This is a genomic window from Pantoea piersonii (genome assembly GCF_003612015.1).
Taxonomy (GTDB): Bacteria; Pseudomonadota; Gammaproteobacteria; order Enterobacterales; family Enterobacteriaceae; genus Pantoea; species Pantoea piersonii.
Genome location: NZ_RARB01000001.1, coordinates 496,410 through 511,734, shown reverse-complemented (window position 1 = coordinate 511,734; position 15,325 = coordinate 496,410). Strand labels below are relative to the sequence as shown.

The window sequence follows — 15,325 nt, the reverse complement described above, 5'->3', positions numbered from 1 at the left end:
TTGTGGATTAGCGCGTTGCCCAACCCTGCTGATGCAGGTAGTCGAGCATAAAGGGGCGCGTCTCTTTAATGATCAGACGCTGAATCAGCTCGCTCCAGGTCTCGCTGCGCTGATTGCTGTCGCGGTGCTCATAGTAGATCGCCGTGCGGCTATCGTAGTCGGCCAGCACCTGCGGGTCTACCGGCTGATAGCGATTTTCATGCACCAGCATCGCCTGCGGCAGACGCGGCTTGGGATCGGGCACCGCAGCGGGATAGCCGATGCAGAATCCAAACAGCGGCAGCACGAATTTCGGCAAGCCGAGCAGCTCAGTAACCTGCGCGATGCTGTTGCGGATGCCGCCGATAAACACGCCACCCAGGCCGAGCGATTCGGCGGCGACCATCGCGTTCTGCGCCATCAGCGCGGTATCGACGCAGCCCAGCAGCAGCTGTTCAGCGCGTCCCAGCTGCGCATCGGGGCAGATCTGCAAATGGCGATTAAAATCGGCACAGAACACCCAGAATTCAGCGGCGTCCGCCACCCACTGCTGGCCGCCCGTCAGCGTGACCAGCTGCTGGCGCAGCGCGGGATCGGTAATGCGAATAATGGAAGAGCACTGAAGAAAGCTGGAGGTGGAGGCCGATTGCGCCGCGGCGATAATCGCCTCACGCTGTTCCGCGCTAATCGCCTGCTCAGTAAAGGCACGAATGGAACGGTGGCTGCACAATAGATCGATAGTCGGTGTCATTAAGGTCTCCGGCGAGTCTCATTTTTATTAAGGGTGCGACCGAACAGCTGCGGCGCCATCGCTTTTGCGGTGCGCCACATCATCAGCCAGGCGGCGGGCAGCATCAGCAAAATGCCGATAATCAGCAGCGCGGTCGCCGCCATTTTGCTGTCAGCATGGCCGGGCAGCGGCAGCCAGTTGTTAGCCAGCAGCAGCGCGCACAGCGCCAGCAAACCGCCGAGCGCCTCCATAATCAGCAAAACTTTGGGTAAACGCGCCAGATTTGGCATGGGCTTTCTCCTGGGTCGCACCGGGTTCAGGCCGTCAATTATGGTCAAGCTTCACAAGCTTGCATAGACGACGCGCATCAGACTAACAGGCATTTCCTGCTTTCTTTAAGCGGTTCGAGCGGGCATCATGTTGTCCATCTACCCCGAGCTTATGTGACATTGCTCACATTTAAAGCCTGAATTAAGGAGCGTTTCATGGTTACTGTGATTTTTGGTCGTCCTGGCTGCCCCTACTGCGTGCGTGCGAAAGAGCTGGCCGACAAGCTCAGCGCCGAGCGCGACGACTTTAGCTACCAGTATGTGGATATCCAGGCGGAAGGCATTACTAAAGCGGATCTGGAGAAAAGCGCGGGCAAGCCGGTAAGCACCGTGCCGCAAATTTTCGTTGATGAACAGCATATTGGTGGCTACACCGATTTCGCTGCCTGGACCAAAGAGAATCTGAGCGCGTAATTTTTCGCTGCTCTTTTAACGGGCCGAATCGGCCCGTTTTTCATTATGGCCTCAGCGCCAGACGATACGCACCAGCCGTACCAGCAGCGCGCCGCTGCCCGCCCAGAAAAGCGCGCTCAGGCTCCAGACCGACAGGGTCAGCCAGTTGATATGCGTCAGCAGCGCGTTATTGAGCAGCAGCACGCCAAGCAGCGTGCCACCCAGCGCCATCAGCAGCGTGCTCTTTAACGGACTCTCCGTATGCAGCAGCGCCATGACCGCGCCCGGCAGCAAAAAAAGCAGCAGTTCAGGCTGCCCTCGCAGCGGTGCATTGCCCGCCAGCCAGTAGTAATGAGAATAAATAAACACCAGGCTGTAGAGTACAACGCCAAGCATTGCACTGGTCCAGCGTAAGGAACGCTGTGGCATATCACCCCACTTATTGAAAATCATCACAATGACAACAACTCGCCGCGATCTCTGGTGGAAATAAAATGAAACAGGCCGATAGCTGTATGAAATTTTAAGCTAATGGCTGAGGGTGATTTTTATGATTAGAATACCTGCCGTTTAAGAGTGACCTGTTTAAATAAAACAGCAGGCTCGCTGCGCGGCCTGCACAAGATAGCGAAAAACAGGCCTGTCATCAATAGCTTACAGGTAAACAAGAAGTTAAACAGTGAACATAAACGTCGCAGATTTGTTAAGCGGAAATGACGTTCTGTTATTATTTGTCGTTTTAGCACTCGGTCTGTGCCTGGGGAAATTGCGCCTGGGTTCAGTACAGTTAGGTAATTCCATCGGTGTATTAGTTGTTTCTTTATTACTCGGCCAACAACATTTCGTCATGAATACCGAGGCATTAAGCCTGGGCTTTATGCTGTTTATTTTCTGCGTCGGCGTGGAGGCGGGTCCCAACTTTTTCTCTATTTTCTTCCGCGACGGAAAAAACTATTTTCTGCTGGCGATTGTTATGGTGGTGAGCGCCCTGCTGCTGGCGCTGGGCTTCGGCAAACTCTTTGGCTGGGATATCGGCCTGACGGCGGGGATGCTGGCGGGCTCGATGACCTCAACGCCGGTGCTGGTCGGCGCGGGCGATACCCTGCGTCAGAGCATTAACGACAGCGGCCAGCTGGCGCTAATGCAGGATCACCTCTCCCTCGGCTACGCCCTGACTTACCTGGTGGGTCTGGTCAGCCTGATTTTCGGCGCGCGCTACCTGCCACGCCTGCAGCATCAGGATCTGCCGACCTGCGCGCAGCAAATCGCGCGCGAACGCGGCCTTGACGCCGACAGCCAGCGCAAAGTCTTTCTGCCGGTTATCCGCGCCTATCGCGTCGGCCCGGAGCTGGTGGCGTGGAGCGGCGGCAAAAACCTGCGTGAACTGGGGATTTATCGCCAGACCGGTTGCTATATCGAGCGTATTCGCCGCAACGGCATTCTGGCCAGCCCCGACGGCGACGCGGTGCTGCAGCTCGGCGATGATATTTCGCTGGTAGGCTATCCGGACGCCCATGCGCGTCTCGACGCCAGCTTCCGCAACGGCAAAGAGGTCTTCGACCGCGATCTGCTCGATATGCGCATCGTCACTGAAGAGATCGTGGTGAAAAACCACAACGCGGTGAATAAGCGCCTCAGCAAACTTAATCTGACCGATCACGGCTGCTTCCTTAACCGCGTGATCCGCAGCCAGATTGAGATGCCGATCGACGACAGCATTATGTTGCATAAAGGCGACATATTGCAGGTCAGCGGCGAGGCGAAGCGCGTAAAAAACGTGGCGGACCGCATCGGATTTATCGCTATTCACAGCCAGGTGACCGATCTGCTGGCGTTCTGCGCCTTCTTTATCGTCGGGCTGATGATCGGCCTGATTACCTTCCAGTTCAGCAACTTCAGCTTCGGTATTGGCAATGCCGCCGGGCTGCTGTTCGCCGGCATTATGCTCGGCTTTTTGCGCGCCAACCATCCCACCTTTGGCTATATCCCGCAGGGCGCGCTGACGATGGTGAAAGAGTTCGGGCTGATGGTGTTTATGGCGGGCGTCGGCTTAAGCGCCGGCAGCGGCATTAATCACGGTCTCGGCAGCGAAGGCGCGCTGATGCTGCTGTGCGGTCTGCTGGTGAGCCTGCTGCCGGTGGTGATCTGCTATCTCTTCGGCGCCTATGTACTGCGCATGAACCGCGCGCTGCTGTTCGGCGCGATTATGGGCGCGCGCACCTGCGCGCCTGCCATGGAAATTATCTGCGACACGGCGCGCAGCAATATTCCAGCGCTGGGCTATGCGGGCACTTACGCCATCGCCAACGTACTGTTGACGCTGGCCGGTACGCTGATTGTGATTATCTGGCCGCTTTTGCCTTTATAAAATTTTTTTGACTCAGTCCAGAACTTTTTTGTTAAGGGTGAGTCTGAATAAGTGCCACTGCTTTTCTTTGAAATCCCCAAATTGTGGAGCCCGCCAGTTTTTTACTGACGGGTTTTTTTATGCCTGCGATTTTTACAGTCGTGACAGGCAGAGCGGGCAAAGGATGCGCGCATCGTCATCGAACCTAAACCGTTCTGCAACCTGCGCGTCATTTAGGAGCTGGCGCAATATCTCCCGTCCGGCGGCGTCGCCAGAATAGGCCTTTTCATTGGCATTTTGTGCGCAACGGCGAACGGGTGCAGGCACACACGAGGATTTTACGACCACTATGGAAGCGCTTAACCACTCTCTGTTTTTATCCATAAACGCGACGCCCGACTCGCCTGGCTGGCTGCTGGCGCTGGCGACCTTTATTGCCAAAGATCTTATCGCTATCGTGCCGCTGCTGATTGTCGCGCTCTGGCTGTGGGGGCCGCGCGACCAGTTAAAATCGCAGCGCGTGCTGGTGCTGAAAACCGGCATGGCGCTGATTTACGCGCTGGCCATCTCCTGGTGCGTCGGCCAGCTTTTCCCGCATCCTCGCCCCTTCGCCATCGGGCTGGGCTACCAGTTTCTGCATCATGCACCTGACGACTCCTACCCCAGCGATCACGGCACCACCATTTTCACCTTCGCGCTGGCGTTTATTTTCTGGCATCGCCTCTGGTCGGGCATCATTCTGATGGCGATCGGCAGCGCCATCGCCTGGTCGCGGGTCTATCTCGGCGTGCACTGGCCGATGGATATGCTGGGTGGGTTTCTGGTGGGGCTGCTCGGCTGCCTGGCGTCGCATCTCGCCTGGCAGGGTTATGGCGCGCGCATGCTGGCGACCTTTAACGCCGCCTACCGCGCGCTGTTCGCCCTGCCGATTCGTAAGGGCTGGATTCAGGATTAAGCAACCAGGCAGTGCGCTGACCTTAAAACGGATAGCACTGACAGGCAACCCATTAGTCTGAAAGCGGATTGCATGGGCAGAGGAGCAAAGCGTCCCGCGACCGGGATGTCGCGGGCCGAGCGCGCAGGGATGCCCTGAGCGACTTTGCGATCGGCCCATGCCATCCGCGTCTGCTCAGCGCTATCAGCGCGCTCGTGTTAGCTAAACCACTTTCCGAACAGCGTATGGAACTGCATCAGCACGAAATCGACGATGCGGCTGAAGAAATTGCCCTGCGGCACCTCCTCCATCACCACCAGCGGGCGCTGCTCAATGGTTTTGCCATCAAGCTGGAAATCAATGGTGCCGACCACCTGATTTTTCTTTAAGGGCGCTTCAAGCTGCGGCGTGGTCAGGTTATAGCTCGCCTTCAGGTTCTTCATCTGCCCTTTCGGCAGCGTCAGCGCAGCATCCTTCTCAACGCCCAGGTTGACCTCTTTGCGATCGCCGAACCAGACGCGCTGCTGCGCGAAAGGCTTATCCGCCTTAATCGGCGTCACGGTTTCAAAAAAGCGGAAACCCCAGGTCAGCAGCTTCTCGCTTTCGCGGAACCGCGCGGCGTCGGTGGCAGTGCCCAGCACCACGGAGATCAGACGCATATCGTTTTCGGTGGCGGATGCCACCAGATTATTGCCTGCGCCCGACGTGTGGCCGGTCTTGATGCCGTCGACTTGAAGGTTGGTGCTCCAGAGCAGCCGGTTGCGGTTCATCTGGCGGATGCGGTTGAAGGTGAACTCTTTTTCTTTATTCAGCGCATACTCTTCCGGCACGTCGCGAATCAGCGCCTGGCCAATCAGCGCCATATCGCGCGCCGTACTGTACTGCCCTTCCGCATCCAGCCCGTGCACCGTCATAAAGTGGGTATTTTTCAGCCCAAACACCTTAACGTAGTTATTCATCAGACCGATAAAGGCGTCCTGGCTGCCAGCGACATAATCCGCCAGCGCGATGCAGGCGTCATTGCCCGACTGGATGACGATACCTTTATTCAGCTCAGAGACCGGAATGCGATCGCCTGGCTTGAGAAACATCAGCGATGAGCCTCTCAGCTTAGGGTTGCCGGTGGCCCAGGCATCCTGACCGATAGTCACCATATCGTCGCGTTTGATTTTGCCGGACTTCAGCGCCTGTCCGACAACATAGCTGGTCATCATTTTGGTCAGGCTGGCGGGATCGAGCCGGTCGTCCGCATTGCCCTCTGCCAGCACCTTGCCGCTGGCGTAATCCATTAATATCCAGGCTTTAGCCTCAACCTGAGGCGGCGCAGGCGCATCCACGGCAAAAGCGGCGGGTGCGACAAACAGCAGTAAAGAGGCGGCGGCGACATGCCGCAGGCGGCGTGCAGAGAGAATAGTTGTCATGTGCGAGGAAATTCCATGTTAAATCGCGGTTTTAAGGCAAAAACCTACAGAGTGAAACGCTACCCTCTGCAGAGCATGAAAAAAACCGCCCAACCGTAAAGTTTTATAGAGTTTAGTAGAGTAACCCTGGCAGCTGCCGGAGGCGCTGACCAGTTTCGCGCGCCCTTCGCGCACGGAAAAGCCGGTGAAATTCCGATTTTTCGCAGAAGGGTTAAGACCGTCACAAAATTCTGCCAGGCTGTTGTGAGTCAACAGAGGAGAACCACCATGGACTTAGCCGTATTTGATCTGGACGAAACCGTCATCTGCGAAGACAGTACCGGCCTGTGGCTGCGTTGGCTGGTATCGCAGGGCTTTGCCCGTGAAGAGCTGCTGGCCGAAGAGCAGGCGCTGATGGCGCAATATTATGCCGGCACCCTGGCGATGGAAGATTACATGGCGCTGACGCTCTCGCCGCTGGCCGGTCTGGCGGCGCCGACGGTCGCGGGCTGGGTGCGCCGCTGGATCCATCGCGATATCCTGCCGCGCGTCTATCCTGAAGCGCGCGACCGCATCAACTGGCACCAGCAACGCGGCGACAGAGTGGTGATTTGCTCCGCCAGCGGTGAACATCTGGTGACGCCGATTGCTGAACGGCTGGGTGCGCATGGCGCGCTGGCGATCGGCGTCGAAGTGGTGGATGACCGCTACAGCGGACAGACTTACGGCACCATGACCTATAAAGAGGGTAAAGTCACCCGACTGACCGACTGGCGCGCGCTGCAGCAGGAGCGTGATTTTGCGCGCACCTGGGCCTACAGCGACTCCATGAACGACCTGCCGCTGCTGGCGCAGGCCGATCATGCGCTGGTCATCAATCCCGATGCGCTGCTGCATCAGGAAGCGCTGAAGCGCGGCTGGGAAGTGTGCCGCTGGGCGCGCTGATTAACCGCGGGACGCGCTGGCGTCCTGCGCTAATCCCACCTTCAGCAGCTTGCCGTTATCGTCGTCGGTAAGCACGTAAAGATAGCCATCCGGCCCCTGACGCACATCGCGGATGCGTTCATTGCGATCCTCCAGCAGACGCTGCGCCTCGACGACCTTATCGCCGTTAACGCTGAGCCGAATCAGGCTCTTCTCCTTGAGCGCGCCGATAAACAGGGAATTTTTCCACTGCGGAAAGCGCGCGCTGTTGTAAAACGCCATGCCGCTAATCGCCGGCGAGCGTTTCCAGTAAAACACCGGCTGCTCCGTACCCGCCACGTGCGAGCCTTTCGACTCCGGCACGTTGCTGCCGTTGTAGTCGATGCCCCAGGTCGCCAGCGGCCAGCCGTAGTTTTTGCCTTTCTGCGGGATATTTACCTCATCTCCGCCGCGCGGGCCATGCTCGCTCTCCCACATCTGCTGCGTCCAGGGATTAAAGGCCAGCCCCTGCGGATTGCGCACGCCGTAGGTCCAGATCTCAGGCCGCGCGCCGCGGCGGCTGACGAAAGGATTGTCTTTCGGCACGCTGCCGTCCTGATTAAGGCGCAGGATTTTGCCGGTCAGTTTGTCGAGATCCTGCGCGCTGCTGCTGTGGAAGTTGTCGCCGAAAGCAATATAGAGATAGCCGTCGCGATCGAAGGCCAGGCGCGTGCCAAGGTTGTTGCCCGCCGACAGCTGCGGCGTCTGGCGGATGACCGTTTTAAAGCCGATCAGACGTCGGGTATCTTCGCTAAGCTGACCATAGCCGACCGCCGCGCCCAGTTCGCCGCTGCTGTTGGCTTCGGTGAAGCTGAGCCACACGCGACGGCTCTGGGCGAAGTCCGGCGCCAGCACCACGTCGAGCAGCCCCGCCTGTCGGCGCACGACCGCTTTCGGCACGCCTTCAATCGGCTGCGACAAACCGCTTTCCGATCGCCAGCTGCGCAGCTGTCCGCTCCGCTCGGTAATCAGCAGCGTCTGATTGTCCGGCAAAAAGGCGACCGACCAGGGATGATTAAGTTTCTCCTGCAGAACCTGAACCTGCACCTCTTCTGCCAGCACGGGGAGAGTAAACAGCGCGCCGCCGAGTAACAGCGCGGCAGTCAGTCGGGCCATAATATGCTCCAGTCACCAGGGAATAAGTGTAAGGGTAGCCAGCGCGATTAAATAATGTTCAGGCTTTACAAAAGATTAAAGAAGAGGTTTCTGCCGCTGGCGTCCGGCTCAGGGCGCGCTAAAGTGCACGGCGTCGCTGACTGTATCATCAATCGCGCTTTTCACGTCGCCATAGGTGATGGGCGCGCTACTGTTGTTCAAGGGGTTGCCGAACGCCTTACGTACCACTTTAATCAGGGGCTTACCGGTCTGGGCGTCGCGTGCCTCGATCTCAAGAAATAAGGCGCTGTTTTGCGTACGGTGACCGGTCGCCGCCATGGTGCTGGCGATTACCGCCGCCACCGGCACGACTTCATAAAACTGAACACCCTCGTTTTCCGCCGTCACGCCGGTAATGGCGCTGCGTACGATCAGGGTACGCGGACCAGGCTGCGTCACCAGCTGTTTACGTTCGGCGATCGCCGTTTTCAGCCGCGTGTCGGCGTAGCGACGGATTTGATCCAGCGTCTGCTGGCTGACGCGCGCCGTAGGCTTAGCCGCCGGATAGTAAACCACTGGCGTATAAACCACCGAGGTATAGTCGCTGTCGCGGTAGTCGGGAGAAACCCAGCGCAGCGTTGGCCGATCGCTGGCGGATGAGGCGGGCTTAAGCTGACTGTAATCGTTAATAAAACCGGAATATTGTTGTTTGTCGGCAACGTGCGAAGTACATCCCGCCAGCAGCATGGCGCTTGCCAGCAGGGTCAACAAGGGGGTTTTACGCATGATAAATTCTCAAGGGGAAACTACTAGCTTAGATAATCCGTTGAGAAGGCGTTGGAATAATGACAACGAAACGCCCGCTGCATGCGCAGCGGGCGGGAGGGAGGCTTACTCGAAGCAGGTTTCCGGGTTATCGGAGAGAGAGATAAAGCTCTTGCCGCCCGGGGTCAGGGCGATAATTTTGCCTGACTCGATATCATATACCCAGCCGTGCAGACGCACTTTGCCTTTACGCAGCGCCAGCGCCACGGACGGGTGAGTCTTGATATTGTTCAGCTGAGCGATGACGTTCTCTTTCACCATCTCGTTCAGCTTGGCTTCCGCCGTCTCGTATTCGCGCTCTTCCACTACAGTTTTCGCCGCATCGGCGTAGCGCAGCCAGTGTTCAACCGCGGGCATGGTGTCCATGCACTGACAGGAAGCGATAGCGTTCATCGCGCCGCAGTTGGAGTGGCCGCAGATGATGATTTCACTCACGCCCAGCACCATCAGCGCATATTCGATGGTGGCCGACACGCCGCCTGGCTCCGGACCGAACGGCGGTACGATATTGCCTGCGTTGCGGATCACGAACAGCTGACCCGGCTCCTGCTGGGTGACCAGTTCCGGTACTAAACGGCTATCAGAACAGGAGATAAACAGCGCTTTAGGATTTTGGTTCGACGCCAGGCTTTTGAAAAGATCCTTCCTTTCAGGAAACACATTCTGTTGAAAACTCAGAAATCCGTTAACGATCTCTTTCATCATTGCGCTCTCACATTATCCACTTAGTCGACTACGGCGACAGGCGTCCGCAGCTGCCCTATTATCTGCTTATTATTGAATTCACAGTAAATTTGAATCCCGGATTTAAGCACCAGGCCGCATTAAACTCAACCCTGTTATGAGTATTGACAATTTTTGCCTGCCTGGCAGCGTTGATTTTTTGTCGAAATTACCAGAAGTTAGCCCGTAAATGACTGGCCGCGACTTTTTCACTTATTTACGTAACGGGCGCGCGACGGCCCGCTTTCCTGGCAGACGCAAGTGCCGCTTATCTGTCTGAAATGCCCCACGAATTCCCCTATAAATAACGCTACAACTTTCAGCGAGACGCAGGTAAAATCGCGCGCCATCGCTGTGCAGAACCCGGAAACAGAGCCATGTCCAATACCAATACTACACTGCCGCCGCGCGTGGGCTTCGTCTCGCTCGGCTGTCCTAAAAACCTTGTGGATTCAGAACGTATCCTGACGGAGCTGCGTACTGAAGGCTACGACGTTGTGCCGCGTTATGACGACGCTGAAATCGTCATTGTAAACACCTGCGGTTTTATCGACAGCGCGGTGCAGGAGTCGCTGGAGGCGATCGGCGAAGCGCTCAATGAGAACGGCAAGGTGATCGTCACCGGCTGTCTCGGCGCGAAAGTGGATCAGATCCGCGAGGTTCATCCAAAAGTGCTGGAGATCACCGGCCCGCACAGCTATGAACAGGTATTGTCCCATGTGCACACCTATGTGCCGAAACCGCAGCATAATCCATTTTTAAGCCTGGTGCCGCAGCAGGGCGTTAAGCTGACGCCGCGTCACTACGCCTACCTGAAGATTTCCGAAGGCTGCAACCATCGCTGCACCTTCTGCATTATCCCGTCGATGCGCGGCGATCTCGACAGCCGCGCCATCGGCGAGGTGCTGGATGAGGCTAAACGTCTGGTGGAAGCGGGCGTAAAAGAGCTGCTGGTGATCTCGCAGGACACCTCCGCCTACGGCGTTGACGTCAAACACCGCACCGGTTTCTGGAACGGCCAGCCGGTGAAAACCAGCATGGTGGGTCTGTGCGAACAGCTGGCGAAGCTCGGCGTCTGGGTGCGTCTGCACTACGTCTACCCCTACCCGCACGTCGACGACGTTATCCCGCTGATGGCGGAAGGCAAAATCCTGCCCTATCTGGACATTCCTCTGCAGCACGCCAGCCCGCGCATCCTGAAGCTCATGAAGCGTCCGGGCGCGGTGGAGCGTACGCTGGAACGCATCAAGCGCTGGCGCGAAATCTGCCCGGAGCTGACGCTGCGCTCGACCTTTATCGTCGGCTTCCCCGGCGAAACCGAAGAGGATTTCCAGCTGCTGCTCGATTTTATCCGGGAGGCACGTCTGGATCGCGTGGGCTGCTTCCAGTACAGCCCGGTGGAAGGCGCAACCGCCAACCAGCTGCCGGATCAGGTTGACGACGCGGTGAAACAGGATCGCTTCGACCGCTTTATGCAGCTGCAGCAGCAGATTTCCGCCGAGCGTCTGCAGGAAAAAGTCGGCCGTGAAATCCTGGTGATTATTGACGAAGTGGATGAAGAAGGTGCTATCGGCCGCAGCATGGCGGACGCGCCGGAAATCGACGGCGCGGTCTACCTTAACGGCGAGCGCGGCGTAAAACCGGGCGACGTTATCCGCGTAAAAGTCGAGAACGCCGACGAATACGACCTCTGGGGAACACGCGTTTAACCATATAGCTTCTGATGCGCCTGCTTGCGCGTCAGATAGTCCTGATCTTCACGCAGTCGATCCCAGTACGCTTTGAAAACGGCCGCCGCAGCGGCCTTTTCTTCGTCAACGCCGCGCGGCAGCTCATTGCCGTCGGCGTCATACTTGCGCCCGCCCTTGTGGTTGCTGTAGCGGCGCGCGCGGGTGTACCCCATCTGAATAAACTTGCGCGCCATATCCATACCGACGAAATCATCCTGCGCGCGATAGGCTTCAAACATCTCCATGATTTTCGCCGCAGAGGCTTTGGCGATCGGCACAGTGCGAAAACGCCAGTGCGGCAATATTTCGCTTTTATAGGGTTCCACCATCAGCACGCCCTGCTCGCCGCGCCCGACCTGATAACGCTCCGGGTTCTTACGGAAGTCGATGGTTTTAAAGTCCTGCTCGTAATCGAATTTTTTCATGTCTTGAGTTTAGGATCGAGCGCGTCGCGTAGCCCGTCGCCAAGCAAATTAAATGCTAAAACCGTGAGAAAAATCGCGAGGCTGGGGAAAATCGCCACGTGGGGCGCCATCACCATATCGGCGCGCGCCTCGTTGAGCATCGCACCCCACTCCGGCGTCGGCGGCTGCGCCCCCAGGCCGAGGAACGACAGGCTGGCGGCGGTAATAATCGAGGTGCCGATACGCATGGTGAAATAGACCACAATCGACGACACCGTGCCGGGCAGAATATGGCGCAGCAGGATGGTGGCGTCAGAGGCGCCAATGCTGCGCGCCGACTCGATATAGGTCTGATGTTTCAGCACCAGGGTATTGCCGCGCACCAGACGGGCAAACGCCGGGATGCTGAAAATCGCTACCGCGATAATCACGTTGCTCATGCCGCTGCCCATAATCGCCACCACCGCAATCGCCAGCAGAATGCCGGGAAAAGCGAACAGCACATCGCAGATACGCATGGTAATGCGATCCCAGGCTCCTTCGTAGTAGCCCGCCAGCAGGCCGAAGAACGTGCCGATCGCCGCACCAATCGCCACCGAAAAGAAGCCGGCAATAAGCGAGATGCGGGTGCCGACCAGCACACGGCTGAAGATGTCGCGTCCCAGCGAGTCGACGCCGAACCAGTGCATCAGCGACGGCCCCTGATTGAGCCGGTCGTAGTCGAAGTAATTCTCTGCGTCGAACGGGGCGATAAGCGGCGCGATAAACGCCAGCACGATCAGCAGCAGCACAAACAGCCCTGACGCCATCGCCACCGGCTGACGGCGAAAGCGTCGCCAGAACTCGCTCCAGGGGGTGCGAACCCGATTTTCCGTCGTCAGCGGCAGGCTTTTCAGCACCGCTTCGCGTCGCCAGTTTTTCATTGCGACTCCTTACCTGTAGCGAATGGCGGGATTGATTGCCGCATAGAGCAGATCGACAATCAGGTTAATCAGGATGAACTCCAGCGAAAAGAGCAGCACTTCGGCCTGAATCACCGGGTAATCGCGCATCTCCACCGAATCAACCAGCAGACGGCCCAGACCGGGCCAGTTAAAGACCACTTCTACCACGATAGAGCCGCCGAGCAGAAAGCCGAACTGCAGGCCCATCATCGTCACGACCGGGATCATGGCGTTGCGCAGGCCGTGTTTTACCACCACCAGCGATTCGCGCACGCCTTTGGCGCGCGCGGTGCGCATATAATCTTCCTGCATCACCTCGACGAACGAGGCGCGGGTAAAGCGCGCCATTACCGCCGCCACGGCGGCACCCAGCGTCACCGAAGGCAGAATGTAATGTTTCCAGCTGCCCGCGCCGACGGTTGGCAGCCAGCCTAGCTCGACCGAGAAAATCTGCATCAGCAGCATGCCGAGGGCAAAGGCGGGAAAGGAGATGCCCGATACCGCCAGCGTCATGCCCAGGCGATCCGGCCAGCGGTTACGCCATACGGCAGAGACGATGCCGATCGCCATGCCGAATATCACCGCCCAGACCATACTGGCCAGCGTCAGCCACAGCGTGGGCATAAAGCGCGTGGCAATCTCTTCGGCCACCGGCCGCTTCGACACCAGCGAGTGGCCGAAGTCGCCCTGCAGCGCATTCAGGATAAAGTGCCAGAACTGCTGCGGCAGCGGCTGATCCAGCCCCAGCTCCTGGCGCACCAGCGCCACCACCGTGGCGTCGGCGTCCTGGCCGGCGATCAGACGCGCCGGATCGCCCGGCAGCAGGTGAACGAACAGGAACACCAGCACCGCCACAATCAGCAGCGTCGGGATGAGCCCGAACAGACGTTTAATAAAATAGTTAAGCATGCGAAATCCTGAGCAGCGGCGGCCAGCCCATGCGGGCTGGCCGGTCGGATTACTTCAGATCGGCCTCGTCAAAGCTGAATGAGGTGTCGGGCATCACATAGAACCCGGTCAGCGACGCGCTGTTGGCGGAAACCAGCTGCTCCACCACCAGCGGGATCCACGGATGGTCGTTCCAGATCTTATCCTGTGCGTCTTTATAGAGGCTGGCTTTGCGCTCGCGGTCCGTGGTTTTCAGCGCATCGGCCAGATCTTTATCCACCTGCGGATTGCTGTAAAACGCGGTGTTAAAGATAGCTGGCGGCCAGGACGTGGTGGCGAACAGCGGCGTCAGCGCCCAGTCAGCTTCGCCAGTAGAGGCGGACCAGCCGGTATAGAACATGCGTACGCCGCTCTCTTTCTGTCCTTTGCTCTCAACCTCGGCGGCGCGCTGACCGGCGTCCATCGCCGTGACTTTTACCTTCACGCCCACCTGCGCCAGCTGCTGCTGGGTAAACTGCAGCACTTTCTGCGCGGTGCTGTGGTTATGCGACGACCAGAGCGTGGTTTCAAAGCCGTTGGGGTAGCCCGCTTCCTTCAGCAGCTCGCGCGCTTTGGCCGGGTTGTACTGAATCGCCGGGTATTTTTGCGCAAAGTCGATAGTCGGCGGCACGATGCCGGTCGCAGGCGTCGCATAACCGGCAAAAGCGACTTTGGTCAGCGCTTCGCGATTGATTGCATACTCCAGCGCCTCACGCACTTTCGGGTTGTCGAACGGCTTCTGAGTGACGTTCAGGCTGATATAGCGCTGCATGATCGATGGCGACGTCACTACCTTCAGCCTGGGATTCTTCTCCAGCAGTTTGGCCTGTTCGAAAGGGATTGGGAAAGCGAAGTTCGCTTCACCGGTCTGCAGCATCGCTGCGCGGGTATTGTTGTCTACCACCGGACGCCAGGTGATGCTGTCGAGTTTCGGATAGCCTTTTTTCCAGTAGCCGTCCCATTTTTTCACCTTCACGTAGTCAGTCTGGTTCCAGGTCACAAACTCATAGGGACCGGTGCCAACCGGGTGAAAGCCGATCTCTTTGCCATATTTTTTCAGCGCGGTCGGCGAAATCATCGCGGCGGCCGGGTGCGCCAGGTTATTGATAAAGGCGGAAAAAGGCTGCTTCAGGGTAATTTTCACCGTGGTGGGATCCACCGCCTCGGTGGTGGCGATATATTTAAACAGGTTGTAGCGCTTGAGATGGTTATCGGGGTTGCTGGCGCGCTCAAGGTTGACCTTGACCGCTTCAGCGTTGAAATCGCTGCCGTCCTGGAACTTAATCCCCGGACGCAGCTTGATGGTATAGGTCAGGCCGTCCGGGCTTGCCTGATAGCTTTCTGCCAGCACGTTGGTCAGCTTCATATCTTTGTCGAAGCCGAACAGCCCCTGGTAGAACGATTTCGCCACCGCCTGCGACAGCGTATCGTTGGCGTCATAGGGATCGAGCGTGGTGAAGTTCGAGCCGACGGCGATAACCGCATCTTTTGCCGCCCAGGCGGGCAGCGCCGTGATGGCGCCGATCACGCCCGCAGCCAGTAACCCTTTACGCATTGTGTTGTGCATCGTGTTCTCCTGTAATCCCTGCCTAGTGTGATTGT

General features: G+C 57.9%; 16 protein-coding genes. 5 read left to right on the top strand and 11 right to left on the bottom strand.

Features of this window, described 5'->3' with window-relative positions; translation table 11 throughout:
• Positions 1-7 precede the first annotated feature (7 nt).
• Both nfsA and D7S44_RS02490 read right to left on the bottom strand, forming a co-directional pair.
• Complete coding sequence (gene nfsA, locus D7S44_RS02495) at positions 8-730, bottom strand: oxygen-insensitive NADPH nitroreductase (RefSeq protein WP_120451723.1); 723 nt, start codon at positions 728-730, stop codon at positions 8-10.
• Entirely contained in the window at positions 730-999 is a 270-nt protein-coding gene (locus tag D7S44_RS02490) for a DUF1418 family protein (protein ID WP_120451721.1), read from the bottom strand. The genes nfsA and D7S44_RS02490 overlap by 1 nt, the downstream gene beginning before the upstream one ends.
• A gap of 195 nt (positions 1,000-1,194) precedes the next feature.
• Here D7S44_RS02490 and D7S44_RS02485 point away from each other — a divergent pair, with 195 nt between their 5' ends.
• Complete coding sequence (locus D7S44_RS02485) at positions 1,195-1,452, top strand: GrxA family glutaredoxin (protein WP_103795317.1); 258 nt, start codon at positions 1,195-1,197, stop codon at positions 1,450-1,452.
• A 51-nt stretch (positions 1,453-1,503) separates the two neighbouring features.
• Here the strand turns inward: D7S44_RS02485 and ybjM are convergent, their stop codons facing one another.
• Positions 1,504-1,860, bottom strand: a complete 357-nt coding sequence (gene ybjM, locus D7S44_RS02480; RefSeq protein WP_120452846.1) for an inner membrane protein YbjM — start codon at positions 1,858-1,860, stop codon at positions 1,504-1,506.
• A gap of 250 nt (positions 1,861-2,110) precedes the next feature.
• On the opposite strand from ybjM, the gene D7S44_RS02475 reads away from it, so the two are divergent.
• Both D7S44_RS02475 and ybjG read left to right on the top strand, forming a co-directional pair.
• Complete coding sequence (locus tag D7S44_RS02475) at positions 2,111-3,799, top strand: aspartate:alanine antiporter (protein WP_120451720.1); 1,689 nt, start codon at positions 2,111-2,113, stop codon at positions 3,797-3,799.
• A gap of 328 nt (positions 3,800-4,127) precedes the next feature.
• Complete coding sequence (gene ybjG / locus D7S44_RS02470) at positions 4,128-4,733, top strand: undecaprenyl-diphosphate phosphatase (RefSeq protein WP_120451718.1); 606 nt, start codon at positions 4,128-4,130, stop codon at positions 4,731-4,733.
• Positions 4,734-4,930: 197 nt separating this feature from the next.
• Here the strand turns inward: ybjG and D7S44_RS02465 are convergent, their stop codons facing one another.
• Complete coding sequence (locus D7S44_RS02465; protein ID WP_120451716.1) at positions 4,931-6,133, bottom strand: serine hydrolase; 1,203 nt, start codon at positions 6,131-6,133, stop codon at positions 4,931-4,933.
• A 267-nt stretch (positions 6,134-6,400) separates the two neighbouring features.
• Here D7S44_RS02465 and D7S44_RS02460 point away from each other — a divergent pair, with 267 nt between their 5' ends.
• Entirely contained in the window at positions 6,401-7,057 is a 657-nt protein-coding gene (locus D7S44_RS02460; protein WP_120451714.1) for an HAD family hydrolase, read from the top strand.
• Here D7S44_RS02460 and D7S44_RS02455 read toward each other — a convergent pair whose 3' ends face one another.
• The 3 genes from D7S44_RS02455 to D7S44_RS02445 form a co-directional block, all read right to left on the bottom strand.
• Positions 7,058-8,191 carry a PQQ-dependent sugar dehydrogenase gene (locus D7S44_RS02455; protein ID WP_120451712.1) on the bottom strand — a complete coding sequence of 378 codons (1,134 nt, stop codon included), beginning with the start codon at positions 8,189-8,191 and terminating at the stop codon, positions 7,058-7,060.
• A 108-nt stretch (positions 8,192-8,299) separates the two neighbouring features.
• Complete coding sequence (locus D7S44_RS02450) at positions 8,300-8,956, bottom strand: DUF3313 domain-containing protein (RefSeq protein ID WP_120451709.1); 657 nt, start codon at positions 8,954-8,956, stop codon at positions 8,300-8,302.
• A gap of 105 nt (positions 8,957-9,061) precedes the next feature.
• Positions 9,062-9,697: a carbonic anhydrase gene (locus D7S44_RS02445; protein ID WP_120452844.1), complete on the bottom strand. Its 636-nt coding sequence runs from the start codon at positions 9,695-9,697 to the stop codon at positions 9,062-9,064.
• Positions 9,698-10,095: 398 nt separating this feature from the next.
• Between D7S44_RS02445 and rimO the strand changes: the two genes are divergently transcribed.
• On the top strand, positions 10,096-11,427 hold the full coding sequence (gene rimO, locus D7S44_RS02440; RefSeq protein ID WP_120451707.1) for a 30S ribosomal protein S12 methylthiotransferase RimO: 1,332 nt from the start codon (positions 10,096-10,098) through the stop codon (positions 11,425-11,427).
• Here rimO and D7S44_RS02435 read toward each other — a convergent pair.
• The 4 genes from D7S44_RS02435 to gsiB are packed head-to-tail and all read right to left on the bottom strand — an operon-like array spanning position 11,424 to position 15,290.
• Positions 11,424-11,873, bottom strand: coding sequence for a DUF4385 domain-containing protein (locus D7S44_RS02435; RefSeq protein WP_120451705.1), 450 nt, complete (start codon positions 11,871-11,873; stop codon positions 11,424-11,426). The two genes, rimO and D7S44_RS02435, sit on opposite strands and share 4 nt — an antisense overlap.
• Positions 11,870-12,775 carry a glutathione ABC transporter permease GsiD gene (gsiD, locus tag D7S44_RS02430; protein WP_120451703.1) on the bottom strand — a complete coding sequence of 302 codons (906 nt, stop codon included), beginning with the start codon at positions 12,773-12,775 and terminating at the stop codon, positions 11,870-11,872. The genes D7S44_RS02435 and gsiD overlap by 4 nt, the downstream gene beginning before the upstream one ends.
• 9 nt (positions 12,776-12,784) lie before the next feature.
• Positions 12,785-13,705 carry a glutathione ABC transporter permease GsiC gene (gene gsiC, locus D7S44_RS02425; protein WP_120451701.1) on the bottom strand — a complete coding sequence of 307 codons (921 nt, stop codon included), beginning with the start codon at positions 13,703-13,705 and terminating at the stop codon, positions 12,785-12,787.
• 49 nt (positions 13,706-13,754) lie between these two features.
• Positions 13,755-15,290, bottom strand: a complete 1,536-nt coding sequence (gene gsiB / locus D7S44_RS02420; RefSeq protein ID WP_120451700.1) for a glutathione ABC transporter substrate-binding protein GsiB — start codon at positions 15,288-15,290, stop codon at positions 13,755-13,757.
• Between the last annotated feature and the right edge of the window lie 35 nt (positions 15,291-15,325).